This is a genomic window from Micromonospora sp. NPDC047187, assembly GCF_040643355.1.
In the GTDB taxonomy this organism is placed as follows: Bacteria; Actinomycetota; Actinomycetes; order Mycobacteriales; family Micromonosporaceae; genus Micromonospora; species Micromonospora salmantinae.
The window spans coordinates 317,354-339,169 of record NZ_JBEYUF010000004.1 but is presented as its reverse complement, the minus strand read 5'-3'; the positions used below and the strand labels follow the sequence as shown (position 1 = coordinate 339,169).

Sequence of the window (21,816 nt, the reverse complement as noted above, 5' to 3'; positions counted from 1 at the left end):
GCGTCGATGCCTGCAATCCCCGCCAGGCCCGAACGCGCGACCCGACGACGGGCCATCACCGTCGCCGTCGCCGTCGCCGCTCTCGTCCTACCGATGCTCGCCGGACCGGCCACCCCCGCCACCGCCGCCGACCGACCAACCGTCCAACCACTGCCCGCCAACCTCGAAGCCGTCCGGGCCGCCGAGGCGACCGCCCTCTACGGCAGCCCGGCGATCCGCCCGATCGAGCAACGGCGTACCGCGTTGATCACCATGGGTGACAGCGAGATCTCCGGTGAGGGGGTCGGCAACTACGTCCCCGGCACCCACCAGGACGGCAACTGGTGCGACCGCTCGTACGACCAGGCGGTCTTCCGCACCGGCATCACGTCGGACGCGCAGTACAACATCGCCTGCTCCGGTGCCACCCCCTGGAACCTGATCGCCGGCGGCCCGACCCAGCACAACGAGCTGAACCAGGGCGACTACCTGGGCATCAAGGCGCGCAACACGCACGTGAAGCTGATCTGGGTGGTGGTCGGCGCGAACGGTGACGGCACCATCCAGTTCGGTCCGGTCGCCACCGACTGCGCCGTCCGCCGGGTCTTCTTCCAGGGCGCCTGCTACCCCACCTACACCGACCAGTGGACGATCCGCACCGACGGCAGCCGGCAGGCAGTGGAGTCGGCGCTGACCGACATCCGGCAGACCATGACCAACGCCGGCTACCTGCGGTCGGACTACGAGCTGGTGCTGATGTCGTACCCGAGCCCCGGCAGCCCGGACGTGGAGGACAACCCCAACTTCCCCGGCTGGTACTCCGGCGGTTGCCTGCTCTACCTGGCCGACGCGGCGTTCGCCCGGAACAAGGCGGTGCCGATGTTCGAGTCGGCGCTGCGCTCGGCCGCGGCGAACACCGGCACCCGCTACCTGGACGCCAGCCGGCTCTTCCACGGGCACGAGGTGTGCACCGACAACACCTCGGTCCGTGGCCTCTACATCGAGGTCGGCATCTGGAACGAGAACGCCGCCCGACAGTCGTTCCACCCCAACGCCCGTGGGCACGGCATGTTCGCCCAGTGCATCACCCAGTTCTGGAACTCCGGGCAGACGCGGGCCAGCTGCGTCGACCCGGCCAGCACCGGCGGTGGCGTGCTCTACCCGGGTCTGCTGGACTTCAAGCAACTGCGCAACCTGGCCACCGGCACCTGTGTCGACGGCAAGGGGTACGACTCCCGCAACGGCACCGCGCAGCAGCCGTACTCCTGCCACGGTGGGCGCAACCAGGGCTTCTGGTACGACTCGGCCCGGCGGTCGCTGCACTCGGAGCTGTCCCACGACCGTTGCCTGGACGTCGCCAACAGCTCGATGACCGCCGGCACCGCTGTCAACATCTACGACTGCAACGGCACCGGCGCGCAGCAGTTCGTCTTCGTGGGTAACCAGATCAGGCCGGCGAGCGCCAACAACCTCTGCGTGGCGTTCGACAACCCGCTGCTGGGCAGCTCTCGCCTGCGGTTGGCGAACTGCTCCAGCAGCACCCGGCAGCAGTGGTCGTTCGAGGCCCGTACCGCCGCCAACCCGGTCGGCTACGGTCACGACGACTTCATCGGCTCCCGCGTCTACTGACGAGGGCAGGGGCCCTGGCCTCGGCCAGGGCCCCTTCGCTCACTTGGCGCGGGGAACGAGGACGAGCCGGGCCACGCCCTTCTCGCCGTTCTTCGCGCCGGCGACGCCGAGCGTCGCGCCGACAGTTATCTCGCTCGGCTGCACTGTGGCCCGCCGCTCGACCACCCGCAGGTCGTCGCCGAAGGTCCAGGTCATGGTGAAGCCGTCGGTGGACTTGACGGTCATCGAGTCCCCGTCGATCGCTGTCACCTCGCCGCGCTGCACGGCGACGGTCTGCGTACCGCCGTCCTTCGTCTTCACCACCGCCTCACCGTGCAGGGTGTTCTTGCGCAGCAGCACGCGGGCCTGGCGGCGCTTGCGCCACTCCTCACCGCGCTTCTCCCGGGCCTTCTCCTGCGCGCTGGGGGACGCACCCGGCGTCGGCGTGGCCGGCGCGGCGACGGTTCGCACATCCAGGTCGTCGGCGTCGAAGCCCATCGCGGCCAGCGCCTGACCCTCGACCCCCATGGCGGCGGCGACGTCGACGGCGACATCCCGGGCGGGTTGGCTGGCCACCTCGGCCGCGCCGCAGCCGCTGACGCCGAGCGCGACCGCCGCGAGCAGTGCCGTGGTGCCGGTGGCGATACCCCAACGTGGCATGACTCTCCCTCTCGTCCGTGGAGCCCTCAGCCTTCCCGGGAACGACGAGCGGAGCGTCAGGCCGGTGTTCGGGTCAGGTAAGGATCACCGGGCAACCGGACGGCGAAGGCGGCGCCGCCCTCCGGCGCGTGCCCCGCGGCGATCTCCCCGCCCAACCGGCGGACCAGCCCGGCGGCCAGCGCCAACCCCAGGCCGCTGCCCACCTTGCGCACCCCCCGGTAACGCTCGTGCAGCGCACCGCGTTCGAAGGCCACCGCCAGGTCGTCGTCGGTGAAGCCGGGCCCGCCGTCGCGAACCTCCAACACGCCGCCGTGCGCCGGGTCCGCGCCGGCCGGCCGGACCGCGAGCACCACCGGCGCCCCCGGGGGTACGACCCGCAGCGCGTTCTCCAGCAGCCCGTCCAGCACCTGCCGGATCCGCCCCGGATCGGTGTACGCGGGCACCGGCCGACCGGGCGTCTCCACCCGGAACGACACGCCCACCGCCGCGCACCGCCCGGACCAGGTCGGCTCCGCATCCACTGCCAGTTGGGTCAGGTCCACCGGCACCGGTTCGAGGGGAAAGTCGGCGGCCTCCAGCCGGGCCAGTGCCAACAGGTCGCCGATCAGCCGGTCCAGGTGTTGGGCCTCGGCCAGCATCGTCCGACCGGTGTCCACCGTGTCGTCGGCACCGAGCACCCCGTCGGCGAGCGCCTCGGCGTACCCCCGGATCGCTGTCAGCGGGGTACGCAGCTCGTGCGAGACGGAGAGCAGGAACTCCCGCTGTCGGCCCTCGCTGGTGGCCAGCGCGGCAGCCAGACCGTTCAACGCCTCGGCCAGGTCGGCGACCTCGTCCGGCGACTCGACCGGCACCCGGACGGCACGGTCACCGGCGCGCAGCCGGGCGGCGGCGGTGGCCGCGACACGGATCGGCCGGGCCAACCGACGGGCCAGCAGCAGCCCGGCCACCACACCGGCGGTCAACCCGGCCAGCAGCGGCAACCACAGACTGAGCAGCACCCGTGCCCACAGCCCGTTGGCCAGCGGACGGGAGAGCACCACCCCGTTGCCGCCGGGCAGGGCCCGACCCTCGACCAGGGCCCGCTCACCGTTGACCGAGCGGCGGGCCGACACGTTGCGGCCCTGCCCGATCCGCTGCACCACCCGCGGTGGCAGGCCCGCCCGGTCCACCGCCCCACGGCGGATGAGGTACGCGTCGATGCCCTGGGCGCGCAGTTGCTGGATGAGCCGTTCCTCGTCGGCTCCGCGACCCCGGTCGAGGCGGGTCCGCAGCACCTCGGCGGCGAGTCGGGCCTGGGCGGCGAGCGCTTCCTGCTCGCTCCGCTCCGCGCCACGGATCGCCAACGGCACCGCGACGATGGCGGTGACCAGCACCGACACCAGCGCCACCGCGCAGGTGACGAGCACCGCGCGGGCGGTCAGCGTACGGCCGAGCCGGCCTCGTCGGGGTGCGGTGGGTGGGGTGGCGCCGACCACCGGCAGGGCCATGGTCGGCGACTCGACGTGCCCGGGGTGGTCAGGCATCGACCGCGTACCCGACGCCGCGATGGGTCCGGATCACACTCGCCCGGCCGAGCTTCGCCCGCACCTGGGCGACGTGCACGTCCACCGTCCGGGTGCCGGCGTGCGCCGCGTAGCCCCAGACTCCGGCCAGCAACTCCTCCCGGGTGAAGACCCGGCCGGGCCGGGCCATCAGGTGAGCCAGCAGGTCGAACTCGGTGGAGGTGAGCTGCACCGGGGCACCGGCGGCGGTGACCGTGCGGCGGGCCGGGTCGAGCATCACCGGGCCGACGACACGTGGCCGGTCCGCGCCCTCCGGGCCGCCCGCGGATCGGCGCAGCACCGCGCGGACCCGGGCAACCAGCTCCCGGGGGCTGAACGGCTTGGTGACGTAGTCGTCGGCGCCCAACTCCAGGCCGACGATCCGGTCCACCTCGTCGTCGCGGGCGGTGAGGAAGATGACCGGGGTCCAGTCGCCGGCCTCGCGCAGCCGGCGGCAGATCTCGGTGCCGGGCAGACCCGGCAGCGCGATGTCCAGGACGCAGGCCACCGGACGCAACCGGCGGGCCGCGCTCAGACCAGCCGCGCCGTCACGCTCCAGGTGGACGCCGAACCCGTCCCGGGTCAGGTAGAGCCGGACCAGGTCGGCGATGGCCGGCTCGTCCTCCACGACGAGGACGAGCCCGCGATGCGGTGGTTCGACTGTCACCGGCCCATGATTGCCGACTGCGAAGGCTCGGCGCGATCTGTGTGTGTTCGAGTTCGGTAAAGGCCGGGCGACGCCCGGTCGGGGTCAGCTCACCAGGACGGAGCGAACATCCCGGGCCGGGCGGCGGCCGGTGCGTCACCGATGCTGGCGACGACCCGGGCGCCGGGCGGCCGCAGGCGGGTCCGGAACGCCTGGTTGAGCAACGCGTCGAGCTGCCAGACCTGCTTCGGGTGACTGGTCCGGATCAGGAACCGCTCACGGATCCCGTCGATCGCGGTGGCCGCCATCTCCACCGACTGCAGCCGCGGGTCCGGGCTCCAGGTGACGTTGCTCAGCTCGCGCAACTCGGTGTTGAGATGCAGGCGCAGTCGGTGCAGGAGGCGGGTCTGCTGGGTCACCACCAGCCGACGGTGGGTGAGTAGCAACAGGTAGTCGCCGGTGACCGGGCGGTCGGGGCGGCTGCAACGGGTGATCAGGATGGTGGCGTCACCGGAGCCGACGCAGCGCCGGAAGACCGGCATGTGCCGGCTCACCGTCTGCACGGCCAGGCCAGCCTCGGCGGCGGCCGGGAGGAACGTTCGGGAGAAGACGTCCATGACCTGCCCAACGACGTCCCCAGCAGGGTGATGTGGGTCACGCGGGATTTTTGGAAGTTCCACGCCGCCTGTCGCACTGCCTGTCCGACTTCCGACTCGGACGGATCATGGTCAGGAGTTCGGCTGAAGTGGACTGGCGGCGAACAGCTCCTCCAGCCAGCCCGGGACCGCGTCGGCGTACTCGGCGCGGGACTCCTCGGGAGTGTCCAGTGCCCGACGCCAGGAGAGTGACCGGCTCACCGGCCCCAGGGCGATCGCGAGGTCGGCGGCCTCCACGAGCGTCCGCCGGTCGTACCGGTCGGTCCACGCCTCCAGGTACGCGTCACGCAACCGCACCAGTCGGGCGTCGGCGGCGGCGAGCTTCCCGGCGTGCCCGATGGAGCGCAGGGTCACCAGCAGCGTGCCGAACGGGTGCGCCACCGAGGCGTCGCCCCAGTCGAAGTACCGGTACCCGTCCGCGCCGGCGAAGACGTTGCCGTCGTGCAGGTCGTCGTGTTGCACGGTCGCCGGAATGCCGAGGTCGGCGAGCCGACGGCACCGCTCGGCGTACGACGGCACCTCCGCCCGCAGCCGGTCGTACACCTCGGGGTTGAGCCCCTCCTCCGCGCCGAACAGCGACGCGCGGTCGTCGAGCAGCTCGACGAACAGGTCGGCGAGCACCTCGGGCCGATGGTCCGGTACGCCGGAGGTGACCAGTTCGTCGGCCTGCGCCGCGGTGGCCAACTGGAGGGCGGCGTACCCGGGCAGCGCCCGCTCCCAGTGCGTCAGGTCCGGGTCGCGGGCCAGCAGGTCGCGCAGTGACTCGCCGCCGTCGGGCAGCAACGACCAGCCCCGTTCAGGGTCCACCGCGATCGGGGTCAGCACCCGCTCGGGCGCGAGCCGGGCCAGCGTCGCGATCAGGGCGGCCTCGTGCATCGTGCCCGGATTGTTGGCCTTGAACCAGACCGGACCATCGTCGGTCGGCACCCGCCACACCAACGACCACGGGCGGATCCGCGGCTCCACCGGCCCGGTCACTCGCCGACCCGCGCGAGTCAACTGCTCGTCGACCCAGGACCGGGCCTGCGTCTGCCACTGCCCGTCGGACCAGTCCGGAGCACGCTCGATCGTCGTCACGCTGGCACCCTAGGCCGTCTTCCCGAAGTTGGGGACCGCTTATTCCACCGCCGCCGGCACGGCACGACGTCCCACCGGAGGCCGTGACATCTGCCGACTGCGCACCCTGGGAGATGCGCCGAGGAAGCTCCGAGCGAAATCATCGCTGCGCACAGTAATTAGTGCTCGAATCGGCTCGGGGAGTAGAGCTATGACGGGAACGCCAACCACAGCCACTCGAAACGTCGCGCGCCCCTCCGTCGCCGATCGTCCACCACGCAACGGCGTCATCATCGCGGTCAGCGTGGCGGCCGGGGTCCTACTGGCGGTGCTCTGGTCTTACGAGTTCGTCGACTCGGTCATCGGTGACAGCGTCGCCAGCGGGATCCTCGGTCACGATGCGAAGGCGACGGCGATCTCCGGTACCGCCGCCGGCCTGGTGTTCGCATTCGTGTCCGGCCTCGCCGGCACGTTCACCGCGTGCAACATCGCGATGCTCGCGTCCATCGGGCCGCTCGGCGCGGCAAGCTCCGCCAACGGTGACCGGCTCCGGCTGCTGCTGCGGCCGGTCGGCTACCTCACCCTGGGCATGGTCGCCGTCGCCGCGGTGTACGGGTTCGTCGGGGTCCTGCTGGGTGACCGGCTTCCCCAGCTGTCCACCGACACCGCCGGTGGGGTGCCGGTACGCATCATCCAGTCGTCGGTGGTGTTCGGCGTCATCGGACTGGCCCTCATCTATCTCGGGCTGGCCGCGATCCGGGCGGTGCCGGACGTGTTCGCCGACCGGCCGGTCGCACGGGTGATCACCCTCGGCGCGCTCATCGGCGGCTTCCTCATCGGCCGGCCGTACCCGTTGTTCAACAAGCTGTTCCACTGGGCGGTCGACAGCGGCAACCCACTGTACGGTTCGGCCGCGTTCGTGCTGCAGTCCCTCGGCAACATCGTCGTGGTCACCGCGCTGTTCGCGTTGCTGATCATGCTCACCCGCGGCCGGTTCATCAGCTGGCTCGCCGCCGACGTACGACGCAGCATGGTGATCAGCGGCGCGCTGCTCATCGCCCTGGGCGTCTTCACGGTCGTGTACTGGGACGTCCGGGTGCCCTCGATCTTCGGCTTCGGCTGGTTCCCCACCATGTTCTACAACCACTGACGCCGGTCCTGCCGCTGCCGCTGCCGCTGCCGCTGCCGAAGAATGGCACATTCGAAGATGTTTCGGCGCGCTGGATGCTCGATGCTGTTCGTGTGACTGGCGGGGCGGATCAGGACCGGTGGAGTGTGGCCAACACGGCACTGCGAACGGCCACCGACCGGTTCACCGATTTGGTGGCCGCCGCGCCCTCACCCGACGTCATGGCGACTGCCGACTGGACAGTGGCCGACACCCTCGCGCACGTGGTGTCGATCGCGATGCTGTACGTGTCGAGGCTGGACGGCACCGAGGTCCCCATCCGGGTGCCGGGGCTGGAGGACATGCTGGCCAGCACGAATGTGGACACGGTGGCCGACGTCAACACACAGGTGCTCGCCCACTTCACCGAGCGCGACCCGGAGGTGCTGCTGACGCAGCTGAACAACCTGGTCGGCCGCCTCCTGACGACGTCGGCCGATCCGCGCTCGACGGTGAGTTGGCTGGGCAACGCGAGGGTGACGGTCGGCGGACTGTTCGCCCACCTGACCAACGAGCTGCTCGTGCACGGCTGGGACATCGCGCGGGCGCTCCGCCGGCCGTGGCCGATGCCGGACGAGCACGCCGCGCTCTACTGGGACCTGTTCATGTTCGACATGCTGCGCGACACGTACGGGGTGCTGCTCAACACCGAGCTGCCGATGCCCCGGCACCACGTGTCGGTGCAGTTCCGCTCGCGGTACGCGCCGACGACGACGCTGACCCTGGGCGACCGCCGGGTGTGGATCGCCCCACCCGACGCCCCGTTCGACGCGAGCGTGACGTTCCGCCCCGCCCGGTTCAACCTGATGATGTTCGGCCGGATCAGCATCGCGCAGGCGGTGCTGCGGCGCGACGTCGTCATCGGCGGGCCGAGGCCGTGGCGGCTGCCCGCGTTCCTCAGGGTCGTGCACATGCCCAACGCCCGGCTCGCGCCCCCACCAGCATCCGGGCCCCAACGGAGGTGACCGGCGGGCGACGGTGTCCTCAGATCAGCTCGACGATGGTGGCGTTGGCCATCCCGCCGCCCTCGCACATGGTCTGCAGGCCGTAGCGGATGCCGTTGTCCCGCATGTGCTGAAGCATGGTGGTCATGATCCGGGCACCGGAGCCGCCGAGCGGGTGGCCGAGGGCGATCGCCCCGCCGCGCGGGTTGAGCCGCTCCGGGTCCGCCTCGGTCTCCGCCAACCAGGCCAGCGGCACCGGGGCGAACGCCTCGTTCACCTCGTACACCCCGATCTCCTCGATGCCCAGCCCCGCGCGGCGCAGCGCCTTCGCGGTGGCCGGGATGGGCGCGGTGAGCATGGCGACCGGGTCGTCGGCGGCGACCACGGCGGTGTGGATCCGGGCCAGCGGGCGCAGGCCGTGTCGGCTGGCCCAGTCGGAGGTGGTCACCGCGAGGGCCGCGGCGCCGTCGGAGATCTGGGACGCGGAACCGGCGGTCACCACGCCGTCGGCGCGGAACGGGGTGGCCAGCTCACCCAGCTTCTCCAGGGAGGTCTCCCGACGGATGCCCTCGTCGGCGGCAAACTTGCCACCGTCGGCGAGCGGCACCGGGGTCAGCTCCGGGTCGAACGCGCCGGCGTCCTGCGCGGCGGCTGCCTTCTCGTGGCTGGCCAGCGCGAACTCGTCCAGTTGGGTACGCGAGAGGCGCCACCGTTGGGCGATCAGCTCGGCCCCGACCCCCTGGTTGAACGGCAGCGGCGCGTCGTCGGCGAAGCCCTCGACGCCCCGGTAACGGGCGCGTAGCTGGTCACTGAACGGCATGCCGCCGGCCACGCTCGAGCCCATCGGCACCCTGGTCATCGACTCGACGCCGCCGGCGACCACCAGGTCGGCCTGACCGGAGAGCACCGTCGCGGCGGCGAAGTGCAGGGCCTGCTGGCTGGAGCCGCACTGCCGGTCCAGCGTGGTGCCGGGCACCGTCTCGGGCCAGCCGGCGGCGAGCACGCCGTTGCGGGCGATGTTCCACGACTGCTCGCCGACCTGGGACACGCAGCCCCAGAAGACGTCGTCGACCTGGGCCGGGTCGAGCCCGGTGCGCTCGGCGAGGGCGCGCAGCACGTGCGCCGAGAGGTCGACCGGGTGGACGCCGGCGAGGCTGCCCTTGCGCCGCCCGACCGGGGTACGTACCGCGCCGACGATGACCGCGTCACTCATGTTTACTCCCCGGTAACTTGGGCTGCCCCGATCCTACGTCGTCCATCGACCGGTCGTCGGGCCACACCCGCACGAGGTGCCGGAATCCGACGGCCGCTGGCATGCTGGGCGGGTGAATGAGACCTCCCCTGCACAGCAGTGGCGGGTGCCGTCGAGCCTGCCGTCGGCGAAGCTGGCCGGCGCTGTCCTGCTCGTCGCGCTCGGGCTGCTCTTCGCCGACGGCGACACTGTCCGCCTGGCATTGGCCGTCCTGGCCGCCGCCGCGCTGGCCGGCTGGGCGGTACGTGACCTGGTCGCGCCGGTCCGGTTGGCGGTGGACCCGGCCGGGCTCACCGTCATCCACGGCTTCGCCGGCCGGCGGCTGCTGCCCTGGTCTGCGGTCGAGGCGATCGCCGTCGACCGGCGGCCCCGACTCGGGCTGACCAGCGAGACCCTGGAGATCGACGCGGGCAACTCGCTGCATCTGTTCGGCCGGTACGACCTCGGGGCCACCCCGGAAGAGGTGGCCGCCGCACTGCACGCCGCCCGCCCTGTCAGGTGAGCAGTGCGGCGGTCCGGAAGAGCACCAGCGCGAGCAGGATCAGCAGGATCAGCGCCCCACCGGTGACCTGCACCAGCGTGCGCCGACCACGCGGCGCGTACGCGAGCACCAACGCCATCAACGCGCCGACCACCAGCCCGCCCAGGTGCCCGGGGATCGAGATGCCCGGCACGGCGAGTGTGAACACCAGGTTGATCACCAGGATCGGGATGATCCGTGAGATGTCCCGGCCCAGCTTGCGCTCGATGATGATCAGCGCGGCGAAGAGACCGAACACGGCGGTCGACGCGCCGACGGTGGCCGCCCTCGGGCTGCTGAACAGGTAGGCGGCCACGTTGCCGCCGAGGCCCGCGATCAGGTAGAGCGCGGCGAACCGCACCCGCCCGAGGTTGGCCTCCAGCGACCGGCCGAGCACCCACAGCGCCCACATGTTGAGCAGCAGGTGGAGCACGCCGTAGTGCAGGAACATCGCCGTGACCAGCCGGTACCACTGGCCCTCGGCGATCCCGCCGAGCGTGTAGTCGGAGAGGTAGGCCCGGCCGAGCACCGCACCCCACTCGGTCAGCGGCGTGCTGCCACCCATCAGGCCGCCGAAGCCGGAGCCGCCGACCGCCGCGTCCCCGCCCCGGGCGGAGGCGATGGAGAGCAGCAGGAGCAGCACGTTCACGGCGATCAGGGCCTTGGTGACATAGCCGTGCCGGCCGGCCGTACCGCCGCCGAAGGCGGTACGCGCCGGCCGGACACTGCGACGCCCCTCGTTGACGCACTCCGGGCACTGGTGCCCGACCGAGGCATCCCGCATGCAGTCCGGGCAGATCGGCCGGTCACAGCGGGAGCACCGGACGTAGGTCTCCCGGCCGGGGTGCCGGTAGCAGACGGGGGTGGTCGGCGGAGACTCGCTCACCGGGCCGACCCTCCGTCCAACACCACACGGTCCACCGGCACCGGCCGTGCTCCGGAGCGCTCAATCATGCGAGCAAAGGTACCTCGCCAGTCGCTCAGGAAGCAGACCGCTCAATCTCGACCCGCTCGATGACGACGTCCTGGAGCGGACGGTCGCTCGGACCGGTCGGGGTGTTCGCGATCGAATCCACGATCTTCACCGACTCCTCGTCGGCGACCTGTCCGAAGATGGTGTGCCGGTTGTTGAGGTGCGGCGTCGGGGACACGGTGATGAAGAACTGCGAACCGTTGGTGCCCGGTCCGGCGTTCGCCATCGCCAGCAGGTACGGACGGTCGAACCGCAGCTCCGGGTGGAACTCGTCGGCGAACTTGTAGCCCGGTCCGCCCCGGCCGGTGCCGGTCGGGTCGCCCATCTGGACCATGAAACCGCTGATCACCCGGTGCGAGATGGTCCCGTCGTAGTACGGACCACTGCCCGGCTGACCGGTGCGCGGGTCGGTGTACTCACGGTTGCCCTCGGCCAGGTCGACGAAGTTGCGGACGGTCTTCGGCGCGTGGTTGGGGAAGAGCTCCAGCCGGATCGGGCCAGCGTTGGTGTGCAGGGTGGCGTAGACAGCCTCGGCCACGGGTACTCCTCACTCGTTGGTCAGTTCCATGCGGATCCTCCCATGTGCCCGATCTGGCATCGCGGAGGCATCCGAAGGTGGAGGATGACGAAGGAACAACTCCCAGGAGGTAGGACCGTGTTTGGATTCGGGCGGCGCAAGTCCCAGGGGCAGCTGGCAAGGGCCGAGCTGAACCAGAGCATCAGCCACCTGATGCTGGCAGCCAACCACGCCGCGAAGGGCGCCGGCGCGACCGTCGGCCCGCGGGTCCAGATGGCCCGGGGTTACGTCGAACCGACCGCCGCGAAGGTACGGGACCGCGCGTCGACCGGCTGGGGGACGACTCTCACCACGCTGGCACCGCTGGCGGCGGCTGCTCGTGACGGCGCCGCACAGGCAGGGCCGCTGACCAGGAAGGCCAAGTCGAAGACCATGCGGATCACCGGTAAGAAGAAGCAGCCGCGTCGTCGCGGCTCGATGATGACCGGCCTGTTGGCGGCGGGTGCCATCGCCGGCCTGGCCGGCGCGGTCGCGCTGCGTCGCCGCCGGGAGCAGCAGGAGTGGGCCGAGTACGACCCGACCCGCAGCACCCTGGAGCCGATGCGCGACGAGGTCGACTCGATCGAGGTGCGTACGCCGTCCGCAGCACGGGGGTCCGACGGGTCCGCGATTTCCGGCGCGGCGGGGATGACCGGCGCGGGCAGCTCGGCGGTGGCCGGCGGCTCCAGCGCCAGCACCACCGCCCCGGCCAAGCAGACCGGTGTCCGCCCGACCGACAAGGTCCCGTCGGTCGCCGAGGGCGCCACCGACGTCTCCGGTCGGCCGACCGACGACCTCACCAAGGCGCTGGGCAAGGACACGGCCCGCACCAACGGCCGCCGCTGAGGTCAACAGCAGCGCATCGGGCGCCGGCGAGTGGGTCCACCCACTCGTCGGCGCTTCCGCGTGAGCGGCGCTACCGCAAGAGCGGCGCTTCGTCGTGAGCGGCGCTACCGCAAGATCAGAGCCAGCCGTTGCGGCGGAACCAGCGGTAGAGGGCCAGCGAGACACCGAGCATCAGGGCCAACACCACCGGATAGCCGTACGTCATCTTCAGCTCGGGCATGTTGTCGAAGTTCATCCCATAGATGCCGGCGATGGCGGTCCAGACCGCGGCGATACCGGCCCAGGCAGCGATCTTGCGCATGTCGTTGTTCTGGTCGACGGTGACCTGGGCCAGCCGCGCCTGAAGGATGGAGTTCAGCAGGTCGTCGTAGGAGTTCACCTGCTCCACGGTGCGGCTCAGGTGGTCCTGCACGTCCCGGAAGTACTTGCGGATCTCCTTGGGAACGTCCCGGTTGACCTGGGAGGTCAGCGTCATCAGCGGCCGTTGCAACGGCACCACCGCCCGCTTGAACTCGACCAGTTCCCGCTTCATCTGGTAGATCCGCTGAACCCGCCCGTGGCCGTGGCGGTCGAAGACCTCGGCCTCCAGCATGTCCAGGTCGTCCTCGATCTGGTCGGCCACCTCCAGATAGAGGTCGACCACCCGGTCGGTCACCCCGTACGCCACAGCCCACGGGCCGTGCAGCAGCAACTCCTGCTTGGTCTCCAGGTCGGCGCGGATCGGGGCGAGCCGGCAGGCGTCGCCGTGCCGGACGCTGATCACGAAGTTCGGGCCGATGAAGAGCATCACCTGCCCGGTCTCCACCACCTCGGAGTTCTCGGTCAGCTCGGTGTGCTCGCAGTAGCGGGCGGTGCGCAGCACCAGGAAGACGACGTCGCCGAACCGCTCCAGCTTGGGACGCTGCTCGGCCTTGACCGCGTCCTCGACCGCCAGCTCGTGCAGGCCGTAGGTCTCCGCGATGGCGGTCATCTCGGCCAGCTCCGGCTGGTGCAGACCGATCCAGACGAAGCCGTGCTCCTCACGGCGGGCCGCCGCCAGTGCATCCGCGTAGTCCCAGTCGCCGGGCTGCCGCTTGCCGTCGACGTAGAGCGCGCAGTCGACCACGGCGCTGCGGCCGGTGCCACTGCCCGTCGGGGCCGGAACGGGCGGCGAGCCGTCGGCGTTGAGAATCCGGGTCATCGCCCGGACCGGGGAGGGCCACGCCCGAGGTCGCAGCACCCGACCGGTGGTCGACGGTGCCGTCCGGTCCCGCTCTGTCCGATCCGTCATCGCGTCACCTCCCGCGCTCAGCTGCGGCTTGCAGGCTACGCCGATCGCGGTCGAGGACCGGTGTGACGGCGGTCGCGTGGGGGCGGCGCCGGGCGGGCCGGGCCGCATCGGGGGGTGTGCGGGGGACGACACGGCCCACCCGGCACCTGTGGGGGCGGGAGGTTGTGCTGCCGCGTCAACCCGGCGGGGCCGGCCCGGAGGCCGGGCGCAGCTGGCGGGGTGACGCTCGCAGCATTGTGGGCCAGCCGGCCGCCCGAGGGGAGCCCCGGGACGGCCGGCATCGTCGTTCTGTCAGGAACCCGACACTTAAGTCAGCTGCGGACGGCCTCGACTGCCGCCGCGAGCCGCCGGACACCCTCGTCGATCTTGTCGGCGGTCACCGCCGAGAAGGCCAGTCGGAGAGCGTGCCGCCCGCCGTCCAAAACGAAGTCACTGCCCTTGACCACGGCGACCCCGCGCTCGGCCGCCGCCGGGGCGAGCCGGTCGACCAGCACGTCCTCCGGGAACTCGACCCAAAGGAAGTAGCCGCCGTCGGGCTCCACGAACCGCGCCTGCGGCAGGTGCCGGCGCAACGACTCGGCGAGCACCTGGGCCCGCTCGCCCAGCGCTGCCCGGACCGTCTCGATCGAGCGGTCGATGTCACCGGAGACGCAGAACTGGTGCACGATCGCCTGGGACACCATCCCGGGGGAGATGTAGAGGCTTGTCGCGTTCTTCGCGATGGAGGCGATCAGGTCGGCCGGGCCGACCAGGTAACCGACCCGCACACCCGGGCAGACCGTCTTGGTGAAGCTCGACGCGTGCACCACCACGTTGCGGGTGTCCAGCGAGAGCATCGACGGCAGCGCCTCGCCACGGAAGCGGATGTCCGCGTACGGGTCGTCCTCGAAGATCGTGAACTCGTACTCGGCGGCCAGGTCGAGCAACTCCCGGCGCTTCTCCAGGGACAGCGTCATACCGGCCGGGTTCTGGTAGTTCGGGATGACGTGCGCGAGCCGGGGGCGGACACCGGACTCCAGCAGCTTGCGCAGCTCGGCAGTGTCCAGGCCATCCGGCTGGACGGCGATGCCGTGCAGCTCGCTGCCCATCCGCTGGAGGTTGAGCAGCGTCCGGTCGTACGTCGGGCGCTCCACCACCACCGCGTCACCGGGGCGGACCAGGTGGTCGAAGAGGAACGCGTCGGCCTGAAGCGACCCATTGGTGACCAGCACCTGGTCGGCCTCGACCCCGTGCTTCTCCGCGATCCACTTTCGCAGCGGAAGGTACCCGACGGAGGTGCCGTACGCCGTCACCCCTGCAGGATCGGCGTCGAAGGCGCGGACGGCGGCGGCCTTGAGCCCCTCGACATCGACGATGTCCAGCGAGGGAGCCCCACGGGCAAAGGAGATCAACTGCTCGGCGGTCATGGATGTTGAGCGTACGGGCGGCGGCGGGGGACGCGCGGTCGGCACGGCGATGTCCGCATCCTGAGCCACCGGGTCGGGTGACCCCACTCCACCAGTCGGCGGCAGATCAGACCGGAAGTGCGAGCGCGTCGCGCTGCGCGGCCCGGGAAAGTCCCTCCAGCTGCACGCCGAGCGCGTCGAGGAGCTGACTCCAGTCGAAGTAGGAGCGCCAGGCGGTGATCCGACCCTTGCGGGCCCGGACCACGTCGGCCACCTCCCAGCTCACCAGCCGGCCGGTGGGCGCTACGGTGCCGTACGGCGAATGCAGGGTGCCGGTGTGGGTGCCGGTCAGCCGCAGCTCGACCGCGGCGCCACCGCCGGTGCGGACCACGCCCATCGGGTCGACCCGCAGATCTCCGAAGGCGCCGGTCCAGGTGCGCAGCAGCGCGGGCAGCTCGATCGGACGGACCGTCACGCCCGGCATGGCGTAGAACGCCTCCGGGGCGTAGAGATCCGGCAGCCGAGCCACGTCCCGACGCAGGAGCATGGCGTACTGCTGCTCGACCAGCCGCTCCGCGTCGCGCATCGGGACCTCCCCCGCGGGCCACGGCATCTCCGCGCCCGCAGGGGATGTCTACCCATCGATCCGGCCCCGCACACCACAGTCGGTCAGGTCGTGGCGACCGCCTGGCTCTCCGACCAGACCCGCATGATGTCCCGGACGGAGATCACGCCGGCCACCTCCCGGCCGTCCAGCACCACCAGGTGCCGGAATCCGCCCCGGGCCATCGCGGCGGCGGCCTCGGTCACCGTCCACTCCGGCCCCGCGTAGACCACGTCCCAGGTCAGGTGGGCGCCGGTGCGTTCCACGTCGCAGTCCAGGCCGGCGCCGATGGCCTTCAACACGTCACGTTCGGTCATGATCCCCACGCCCTCGGAATCCGGGTCGATCACGACCGCCGACCCGACACCGCGGGCCGACATCATCCGGGCCGCCTGGCGGAGCGTGTGCTCCGGACCGACGACGAGGACCTGGCTGGACATCGCATCCCGTACCTGCATCACACATCACCCCTTTGGGACGGTGGCATTCGGTACGGACATGGTGGTCGGTGGATGTTTCCGGGACAAGAGCGGCATCGCACAAGCTGCGGACGCTGGCTACTGTCGGATGGTGTCCACCGAGCCCCTGCGCTGCGCCGGCGCGCTGATCGTCGACCATGACGGCCGCATCTTCTTTCAGCGCCGCTCACCACACCGACGCCTGTTTCCCAACTGTTGGGACATCGTCGGTGGCCACCTGGAGCCGGGCGAGGACATCGACGAGGCACTGCGCCGGGAGATCACCGAGGAGACCGGCTGGGTCCTCTCCCACGTCCTGGGTCAGGTGGGCGAGTACAGCTACGTCGGCGACGACGGCCTGGCCCGGACCGAGTACGACTTCCTGGTCCGCGTCGACGGTGACCTCGACCGCCCGATGCTGGAGGCCGGCAAGCACACCGAGTACCGCTGGCTGGCCGAGCACGAGGTGACAGTGCTCGACGAGCACCGCGACGTCAACGACGGGCTGATCCGGCGGATCGCGGAGGAGGGCTTCGCCGTCCTGCGGTCGATCGGTCTGTGAACACCGTCGAACTGGCGCCCCACCGGATCGCCGGGCTGCTCGCGCCGGCCGTGGACCGGACCTTCCGCGCCGGCATCCTGGCCGGCCGGGACGGTGGTGGCGCCGAGTTGTCCCAGCGCTACGGCGGAATCACCGCCACCGGCTTCCTGGTCGACCTGCGCACCCGGCTGGCCGCACCCGGTGGCACAGTCGACGGGCCCGGGTTCGCGGCGATCACCCGCTACCAGGACCCGGTCGCCTGCCGGCGGACAGTGGACAAGCAGGTGGCCCACGGAATGATCTACCGCGGCCCGGACGGCGCCCTGTCCGCCACCGAGCGGGGCGCCGCCTTCCTCGCCGAGCTGTACCAGGTGCACGCCGAGGTCACCGAGGAGTTGTGGGCCGGCCACGACGACCGGGTGGCCCGGCTGGTGGCCATGCTCGGCCGACTGCTGTCGTACGCCCTGGTGCTGGCCGACGAGGAGGCGAACCCGGTCGCCTCGGCCTTCGCCGCGCTGGCGCCCCCGTACGAGCCGGACGGCACCCCGTCGGGTGTGCTGCTGCTCAACCGGCTCAGCACGCTGCGACACCACCGGGCCGACGCGCACGCCGCCGCGTGGAGCGCCGCCGGGCACACCGCGTCGAGCATCGCCGCCCTGCCGGCCGGTCCCGAGCGGCTCGCCATCGAACTGGAGACCGACCGGCGGGCCGCCGGCCCGTACGCCGTGCTCAGCGCGGAGGAGCGCCTGGCCATGCTCGCCGACCTGGCGGCATTGCCCGGCTGACCCGGTTGGCCGGAGCGGCGCACCCGGCCGGCGCTATCCTCCACCGGTGACGGGAGCAGGACTAGGGAGGATGTCGCGATGATCGGAATGGTGCTCGCGGCCGGAGCGGGACGACGGCTGCGCCCGTACACCGACACCCTGCCCAAGGCTTTGGTGCCGGTGGACGGCGAGACGACGATCCTGGACATCGCGCTGGGCAACCTCGCCGAGGTAGGGCTCACCGACATCGTGATCGTCGTCGGCTACGCGGCGGACGCGGTCCGCGAGCGGCAGGCCGAGCTGGAGAAGCGGTACGGGGTCACGCTCACCCTGGTGCACAACGACAAGGCCGAGGAGTGGAACAACGCCTACTCGCTCTGGCTCGCCCGGGAGTACTTCGCGCGCGGCGTGCTGCTGGTCAACGGGGACACCGTGCACCCGGTGAGCGTGGAGAAGACCCTGCTCGCCGAGCGTGGCCCGGGCATCCTGCTGGCCGTGGACACCCTCAAGCCGCTGGCCGAGGAGGAGATGAAGACCACCTTCGACGCCGCCGGCCAGCTCACCCGGATCACCAAGATCATGGACCCGGGCGAGGCGTACGGGGAGTACATCGGCGCGACGCTGATCGAGCCGCAGGTCGCCGACGCCCTCGCCGACGCGCTGGAGGCGACCTGGCGACGGGACCCGAACCTCTACTACGAGGACGGCTACCAGGAGTTCTCCGACCGGGGCGGGGAGGTGCGGGCGGCGCCGATCGGTGACGTCCCGTGGGTCGAGGTCGACAACCACGCCGACCTGGCCCGCGCGCGGGAGATCGCGTGCCGCTACTAGCTCGGAGCGTCCTCACCCCGCTGCACATCGACGTGCGACGCGGGGCGGTCGCCGACCTGGGCGCGATCCTGGCCGACGGGCGGATCTCCTCCGGGGGCGACGTCGCGGTGGTGGTCGGCCCGGGTCAGGGTGCCCAGATCGCGGAGCTGATCCGACCGTCGCTGCGCTCGGCGGACGTGTTCACCGTCTCCGGCGGGACGCTGGACGCCGCCGACGACCTGGGCGGCAAACTTCGCGCCCGGTCCTACGACGCGGTGGTCGGCATCGGCGGCGGCAAGACCATCGACGTGGCCAAGTACGCGGCGACCCGCCGGGGGCTGCCGATGGTGTCGGTGGCGACCAGCCTCGCCAACGACGGGATCGCCTCCCCGGTGGCCAGCCTGATCACCGACGGGATCAAGGGCTCCTACGGCGTACACATCCCGATCGGGGTGATCGTCGACCTGGACTTCGTGGAGAGCGGCCCGGACCGGCACAACCGGGCCGGCATCGGCGACGTGATCAGCAACATCAGCGCGCTGGCCGACTGGGAGCTGTCCCGACAGGTACGCGGTGAGCCGGTCGACGGGCTGGCCGCGTCGCTCTCGCGGGCGGGCGCCGAAGCGGTGCTCAACCACCCGGGCGACATGAGCGACGACGCCTTCGTGATCGTCCTCGCCGAGGCGTTGATCTCCAGCGGTCTGGCGATGGCTGTCGACGGCACCAGCCGTCCGTGCAGCGGCGGCTGCCACGAGATCATGCACGCTGTCGACTCGCTCTTCCCGGGGACCGCCTCGCACGGCGAGCTGGCCGGGCTGGGTGCGCTGTTCTGCACCTGGCTGCGCGGAGATCTCCGCCGCTTCCGGGAGATGTCGGCCTGCCTCACCCGGCACGGCCTGCCCCGGCTCCCCTCCGAGGTGGCGCTCACCGACGACCAGTTCATCGAGGCGGTCCAGTTCGCGCCGCGTACCCGGCCGGACCGGTACACCATCCTCGAACACCTGGCACTGTCGCCTACCGAGACCCGGGAACGGCTGGCAGACTACGCCGGTGCAATCCGCGACCAGCTTGGCTGACCCCCGTCCCACCGTCGCCGACTTCCACCGGGTGAACCGGGGCGGCGGCCTGTTCAGCGAGTCGATCAGCCAGTGGCTGGGGGCCGTCTTCGCGCTCGTCGCCCAGCGGCTCGGGCTGCGACCCACAGCGTTGACAATCACCAACCTGGTGCTCGGGCTGGCCACCTCGGTCACCGTGGTGGCGCTCGCCGGCCCGGTCGCCGCCGGGGACGTACCGGCCTGGGTGGTCGGTCTGCTCGCCCTCATCGGCTGGCAGGTGGCGTACTCCCTGGACTGCGCGGACGGGCAGCTGGCCCGGGTGACCGGCCAGGGCAGCGCGGCCGGCGCGCGTGTCGACGTGCTCTGCGACGTGGCCGCGCAGATCGCCCTGGTGGCAGCACTGGCCGCCACCGCCGTGGCGCAGGAGCCGTCCACGCCGACCTGGCTCGTGGCGACCTTCGCGGGCACCTGGATGGTCAACCTGGTGACGTCGGTGATGCAGGCCGGCCCGAACGCGGCCAGCATGGTCACCTCGACCTCGCTGCCGGTGCGCCTGGTGAAGCTGGTCCGCGACTACGGCGCTGTGGTCTTCGTGGCCGCCGTGGTGCTCGCCGTGGCCCCCGCGCTGGTCCTCTGGGTGATGGTCGCCTTCACCATCGTCAACGGCGGCTTCCTGCTGGCGAGCATCGCCTTCTCCGCCCGCGCCTCCTGGTAACGAAGGGTCCCTACTGACGCCTTCGCGCTGCCATCACGATCCCGAAGGCAGCTCGGTCCCGCCGTCTTGCGCGCATTGACGGCGGAGTTGTTCGAGGACGGCGGTGTCGGCTTCGAGGTCGGGGTGGTCGACCTGCCGGTCGAGGTCGACGACGTGTTCGAGTTCCCGGATCGCCTGGTCCAGGTCACCGCCCGCCTGGTGGACGATCGCGATGTTGTACCGGGTGACGGCTTCGCTAGCCCGGTCACCGACCTCCCGCTGGATGGGCAGGGCCTGGTGGAAGTGGTCCAGGGCCCGCTGCCGATCACCCAACCCGTCGTACACGCCGCCGATGTTGTTCAGGGTGCCGGCTTCGCCGGCCCGGTCACCGACCTCCCGCCGGATGGACAGGGCCTGGTGGTAGTGCTCCAGAGCCCGCTGCCGATCACCCAACCCGATGTACGCGAGGCCGATGTTGTTCAAGGTGGTGGCTTCGCCGGCCCGGTCACCGACCTCCCGCTGGGTGGGTAGGGCCTGGTGGAGATGGTCGAGGGCCCGCTGCCGATCCCCCAACCCGATGTACGCGAGGCCGATGTTGTTCAAGGTGGTGGCTTCGCCGGCCCGGTCACCGACCTCCCGCTGAATGGGCAGGGCCCGGTGGAAATGGTCGAGGGCCCGCTGCCGATCCCCCAACCCGATGTATGCGCCGCCGATGTTGTTCAAGGTGCCGGCTTCGCCGGCCCGGTTAGCGACCTCCCGCTGGATGGGCAGGGCCCGGTGGAAGTGGTCCAGGGCCCGCTGCCGATCCCCCAACCCGATGTACACGCCGCCGATGTTGTTCAGGGTGCCGGCTTCGTTGCCCCGGTCGCCGGCCTGCTGGTACATGGTCAGGGCCTGCTGAAAGTCCTCCAGCGCCGGCCAGGGCCGACCGGTCGACGACCGCGCCCAGCCACGTTGGTAGAGGGCGGTGGCATTCAAGCCCAGGGTCAGGGTCGCGGTGGCCATGGCCTCGACCGCCGCGAACCGCGAGGTACGCAGCCACACCCGACACACCCGGGCACCGGCATCGCGGGCGATCAGCGGCTGCTGACCGGCGACAGCAAGCCGATGCACCTCCACATGTCGGGCGACGGCAGTCGCCGCAGCGTGGGTGACGGGACGCAATGGTGACGGTTCTCGACCCTCCATGCCCGATGAACCTCGCTCTTCCTGCTGCTCCCGGTTGCCGACTCGGCGTGTCCAGGGATCGGACCGCGGCACACCATGGCCGTACGGCGAGGGTGTGGGTCGTCATTGTTCTTCCCACGATGGCCGGGACTTGGTCAGCGAGTCGGAAACCCGTCAGCCGGGTTTACCGAGCGGCCTCAGGACGCGAATAAACGTACAGTAACCGCCAAGGTCCACCCGTTGATCGCCTGGCCTGAGCCAGAGATCGGCGCTCCTGGGCCGGCTTGACCAGGCGCATCAGGGGGAGGGGTGCGGGCGATGGGAAACGCCACAGTGGAGGTGTCCGGCGCGCAGGCCGCGAGCTGGGCGGCGGAGCTGCGGGCCGCGCTGATCGGGGCCATGGGGCCGGACGACAGCGTGTCGCCAGTGCAGGTGCAGCGATCGGCCGAGATGGTGATCGCGGTTATCGGGCTTGTGTTCTCCGGGGTCGGGGTGGCCAAGACGATCACCGAGTGGTGGAGCGCCCGCCGCCGGGAAGGTGCTGCGGTGACCGTGCTGCTGCCGGACGGCACCCGGATCGAGCTGGCCGAGGGTAGCCAGGCTCAGCTGGAGATCGCCATGCGGCAGGAAGGCACCTGGCCGCACTGAACCGACCACCACGAC

At 71.2% G+C, this 21,816-nt stretch carries 24 protein-coding genes; 11 read left to right on the top strand and 13 right to left on the bottom strand.

Going from position 1 to position 21,816, the window contains the following annotated elements:
* Positions 1-6 precede the first annotated feature (6 nt).
* Positions 7-1,608 (top strand): ricin-type beta-trefoil lectin domain protein, encoded by a 1,602-nt coding sequence (locus tag ABZ794_RS10815; RefSeq protein WP_357515248.1) that lies wholly within the window; start codon positions 7-9, stop codon positions 1,606-1,608.
* 39 nt (positions 1,609-1,647) lie between these two features.
* On the opposite strand, the gene ABZ794_RS10810 is transcribed toward ABZ794_RS10815, so the two are convergent.
* From ABZ794_RS10810 to ABZ794_RS10790, 5 genes are all read right to left on the bottom strand, one after another.
* Positions 1,648-2,247: a hypothetical protein gene (locus ABZ794_RS10810; protein ID WP_238687969.1), complete on the bottom strand. Its 600-nt coding sequence runs from the start codon at positions 2,245-2,247 to the stop codon at positions 1,648-1,650.
* A gap of 56 nt (positions 2,248-2,303) precedes the next feature.
* Positions 2,304-3,770: a HAMP domain-containing sensor histidine kinase gene (locus tag ABZ794_RS10805; RefSeq protein WP_357515246.1), complete on the bottom strand. Its 1,467-nt coding sequence runs from the start codon at positions 3,768-3,770 to the stop codon at positions 2,304-2,306.
* A complete protein-coding gene (locus ABZ794_RS10800) occupies positions 3,763-4,455 on the bottom strand; it encodes a response regulator transcription factor (RefSeq protein WP_210782665.1) in 693 nt (230 codons plus the stop codon). Before ABZ794_RS10800 ends, ABZ794_RS10805 begins: the two co-directional genes overlap by 8 nt.
* An 89-nt stretch (positions 4,456-4,544) precedes the next feature.
* Positions 4,545-5,051 (bottom strand): hypothetical protein, encoded by a 507-nt coding sequence (locus tag ABZ794_RS10795; RefSeq protein WP_210782667.1) that lies wholly within the window; start codon positions 5,049-5,051, stop codon positions 4,545-4,547.
* Between the two features lie 111 nt (positions 5,052-5,162).
* Positions 5,163-6,167, bottom strand: a complete 1,005-nt coding sequence (locus ABZ794_RS10790) for an aminoglycoside phosphotransferase family protein (RefSeq protein WP_357515243.1) — start codon at positions 6,165-6,167, stop codon at positions 5,163-5,165.
* A gap of 190 nt (positions 6,168-6,357) precedes the next feature.
* On the opposite strand from ABZ794_RS10790, the gene ABZ794_RS10785 reads away from it, so the two are divergent.
* Both ABZ794_RS10785 and ABZ794_RS10780 read left to right on the top strand, forming a co-directional pair.
* A complete protein-coding gene (locus ABZ794_RS10785; protein WP_357515241.1) occupies positions 6,358-7,296 on the top strand; it encodes a hypothetical protein in 939 nt (312 codons plus the stop codon).
* 92 nt (positions 7,297-7,388) lie between these two features.
* Entirely contained in the window at positions 7,389-8,279 is an 891-nt protein-coding gene (locus tag ABZ794_RS10780) for a maleylpyruvate isomerase family mycothiol-dependent enzyme (protein ID WP_210782672.1), read from the top strand.
* A 19-nt stretch (positions 8,280-8,298) separates the two neighbouring features.
* On the opposite strand, the gene ABZ794_RS10775 is transcribed toward ABZ794_RS10780, so the two are convergent.
* Positions 8,299-9,471 carry an acetyl-CoA C-acyltransferase gene (locus ABZ794_RS10775; RefSeq protein ID WP_210782674.1) on the bottom strand — a complete coding sequence of 391 codons (1,173 nt, stop codon included), beginning with the start codon at positions 9,469-9,471 and terminating at the stop codon, positions 8,299-8,301.
* 112 nt (positions 9,472-9,583) lie between these two features.
* On the opposite strand from ABZ794_RS10775, the gene ABZ794_RS10770 reads away from it, so the two are divergent.
* Positions 9,584-10,012 (top strand): PH domain-containing protein, encoded by a 429-nt coding sequence (locus ABZ794_RS10770; RefSeq protein WP_210782676.1) that lies wholly within the window; start codon positions 9,584-9,586, stop codon positions 10,010-10,012.
* On the opposite strand, the gene ABZ794_RS10765 is transcribed toward ABZ794_RS10770, so the two are convergent.
* A complete protein-coding gene (locus tag ABZ794_RS10765; RefSeq protein WP_210782678.1) occupies positions 10,005-10,916 on the bottom strand; it encodes a rhomboid family intramembrane serine protease in 912 nt (303 codons plus the stop codon). The genes ABZ794_RS10770 and ABZ794_RS10765 overlap by 8 nt on opposite strands.
* Positions 10,917-11,010: 94 nt before the next feature.
* Positions 11,011-11,541 carry a peptidylprolyl isomerase gene (locus ABZ794_RS10760; protein WP_091396894.1) on the bottom strand — a complete coding sequence of 177 codons (531 nt, stop codon included), beginning with the start codon at positions 11,539-11,541 and terminating at the stop codon, positions 11,011-11,013.
* 84 nt (positions 11,542-11,625) lie between these two features.
* Here ABZ794_RS10760 and ABZ794_RS10755 point away from each other — a divergent pair, with 84 nt between their 5' ends.
* Positions 11,626-12,405, top strand: coding sequence for a hypothetical protein (locus tag ABZ794_RS10755; RefSeq protein ID WP_210782680.1), 780 nt, complete (start codon positions 11,626-11,628; stop codon positions 12,403-12,405).
* A 115-nt stretch (positions 12,406-12,520) separates the two neighbouring features.
* Here the strand turns inward: ABZ794_RS10755 and corA are convergent, their stop codons facing one another.
* From corA to ABZ794_RS10735, 4 genes are all read right to left on the bottom strand, one after another.
* The gene (corA, locus tag ABZ794_RS10750; RefSeq protein ID WP_210782682.1) at positions 12,521-13,675 is read right to left on the bottom strand and encodes a magnesium/cobalt transporter CorA; all 1,155 of its coding nucleotides are present in this window, start codon (positions 13,673-13,675) and stop codon (positions 12,521-12,523) included.
* Positions 13,676-13,986: 311 nt separating this feature from the next.
* Positions 13,987-15,081 carry a PLP-dependent aminotransferase family protein gene (locus ABZ794_RS10745; protein WP_210782684.1) on the bottom strand — a complete coding sequence of 365 codons (1,095 nt, stop codon included), beginning with the start codon at positions 15,079-15,081 and terminating at the stop codon, positions 13,987-13,989.
* A gap of 106 nt (positions 15,082-15,187) precedes the next feature.
* A complete protein-coding gene (locus ABZ794_RS10740; RefSeq protein ID WP_210782686.1) occupies positions 15,188-15,646 on the bottom strand; it encodes an ester cyclase in 459 nt (152 codons plus the stop codon).
* An 83-nt stretch (positions 15,647-15,729) separates the two neighbouring features.
* On the bottom strand, positions 15,730-16,122 hold the full coding sequence (locus tag ABZ794_RS10735; protein ID WP_210782688.1) for a CBS domain-containing protein: 393 nt from the start codon (positions 16,120-16,122) through the stop codon (positions 15,730-15,732).
* 109 nt (positions 16,123-16,231) lie between these two features.
* Here ABZ794_RS10735 and ABZ794_RS10730 point away from each other — a divergent pair, with 109 nt between their 5' ends.
* The 5 genes from ABZ794_RS10730 (at position 16,232) to ABZ794_RS10710 (ending at position 20,007) form a co-directional block, all read left to right on the top strand.
* On the top strand, positions 16,232-16,684 hold the full coding sequence (locus tag ABZ794_RS10730) for an NUDIX domain-containing protein (protein WP_357515235.1): 453 nt from the start codon (positions 16,232-16,234) through the stop codon (positions 16,682-16,684).
* Entirely contained in the window at positions 16,681-17,448 is a 768-nt protein-coding gene (locus tag ABZ794_RS10725; protein ID WP_357515233.1) for a hypothetical protein, read from the top strand. The genes ABZ794_RS10730 and ABZ794_RS10725 overlap by 4 nt, the downstream gene beginning before the upstream one ends.
* Before the next feature lie 78 nt (positions 17,449-17,526).
* The gene (locus tag ABZ794_RS10720; protein ID WP_238687963.1) at positions 17,527-18,258 is read left to right on the top strand and encodes a phosphocholine cytidylyltransferase family protein; all 732 of its coding nucleotides are present in this window, start codon (positions 17,527-17,529) and stop codon (positions 18,256-18,258) included.
* The gene (locus ABZ794_RS10715) at positions 18,246-19,313 is read left to right on the top strand and encodes an iron-containing alcohol dehydrogenase family protein (RefSeq protein ID WP_210782697.1); all 1,068 of its coding nucleotides are present in this window, start codon (positions 18,246-18,248) and stop codon (positions 19,311-19,313) included. Before ABZ794_RS10720 ends, ABZ794_RS10715 begins: the two co-directional genes overlap by 13 nt.
* Entirely contained in the window at positions 19,288-20,007 is a 720-nt protein-coding gene (locus tag ABZ794_RS10710; protein ID WP_210782699.1) for a CDP-alcohol phosphatidyltransferase family protein, read from the top strand. Before ABZ794_RS10715 ends, ABZ794_RS10710 begins: the two co-directional genes overlap by 26 nt.
* Before the next feature lie 33 nt (positions 20,008-20,040).
* Here the strand turns inward: ABZ794_RS10710 and ABZ794_RS10705 are convergent, their stop codons facing one another.
* Positions 20,041-21,174, bottom strand: a complete 1,134-nt coding sequence (locus tag ABZ794_RS10705) for a tetratricopeptide repeat protein (RefSeq protein ID WP_357515230.1) — start codon at positions 21,172-21,174, stop codon at positions 20,041-20,043.
* A 297-nt stretch (positions 21,175-21,471) separates the two neighbouring features.
* Here ABZ794_RS10705 and ABZ794_RS10700 point away from each other — a divergent pair, with 297 nt between their 5' ends.
* Positions 21,472-21,801, top strand: a complete 330-nt coding sequence (locus ABZ794_RS10700) for a hypothetical protein (protein ID WP_210782703.1) — start codon at positions 21,472-21,474, stop codon at positions 21,799-21,801.
* Positions 21,802-21,816 lie beyond the last annotated feature (15 nt).

Bases quoted from the DNA above. Each gene is read 5' to 3' on its own strand.
- ABZ794_RS10700 (WP_210782703.1), top strand. From the start codon at position 21,472: ATGGGAAACGCCACAGTGGAGGTGTCCGGCGCGCAGGCCGCGAGCTGG.
- ABZ794_RS10705 (WP_357515230.1), bottom strand. From the start codon at position 21,174: ATGGAGGGTCGAGAACCGTCACCATTGCGTCCCGTCACCCACGCTGCG.
- ABZ794_RS10795 (WP_210782667.1), bottom strand. From the start codon at position 5,051: ATGGACGTCTTCTCCCGAACGTTCCTCCCGGCCGCCGCCGAGGCTGGC.
- ABZ794_RS10775 (WP_210782674.1), bottom strand. From the start codon at position 9,471: ATGAGTGACGCGGTCATCGTCGGCGCGGTACGTACCCCGGTCGGGCGG.
- ABZ794_RS10805 (WP_357515246.1), bottom strand. From the start codon at position 3,770: ATGCCTGACCACCCCGGGCACGTCGAGTCGCCGACCATGGCCCTGCCG.
- ABZ794_RS10735 (WP_210782688.1), bottom strand. From the start codon at position 16,122: ATGCAGGTACGGGATGCGATGTCCAGCCAGGTCCTCGTCGTCGGTCCG.
- ABZ794_RS10810 (WP_238687969.1), bottom strand. From the start codon at position 2,247: ATGCCACGTTGGGGTATCGCCACCGGCACCACGGCACTGCTCGCGGCG.
- ABZ794_RS10755 (WP_210782680.1), top strand. From the start codon at position 11,626: ATGACGAAGGAACAACTCCCAGGAGGTAGGACCGTGTTTGGATTCGGG.
- ABZ794_RS10745 (WP_210782684.1), bottom strand. From the start codon at position 15,081: ATGACCGCCGAGCAGTTGATCTCCTTTGCCCGTGGGGCTCCCTCGCTG.
- ABZ794_RS10740 (WP_210782686.1), bottom strand. From the start codon at position 15,646: ATGCGCGACGCGGAGCGGCTGGTCGAGCAGCAGTACGCCATGCTCCTG.
- corA (WP_210782682.1), bottom strand. From the start codon at position 13,675: ATGACGGATCGGACAGAGCGGGACCGGACGGCACCGTCGACCACCGGT.
- ABZ794_RS10785 (WP_357515241.1), top strand. From the start codon at position 6,358: ATGACGGGAACGCCAACCACAGCCACTCGAAACGTCGCGCGCCCCTCC.
- ABZ794_RS10815 (WP_357515248.1), top strand. From the start codon at position 7: ATGCCTGCAATCCCCGCCAGGCCCGAACGCGCGACCCGACGACGGGCC.
- ABZ794_RS10730 (WP_357515235.1), top strand. From the start codon at position 16,232: ATGGTGTCCACCGAGCCCCTGCGCTGCGCCGGCGCGCTGATCGTCGAC.
- ABZ794_RS10720 (WP_238687963.1), top strand. From the start codon at position 17,527: ATGATCGGAATGGTGCTCGCGGCCGGAGCGGGACGACGGCTGCGCCCG.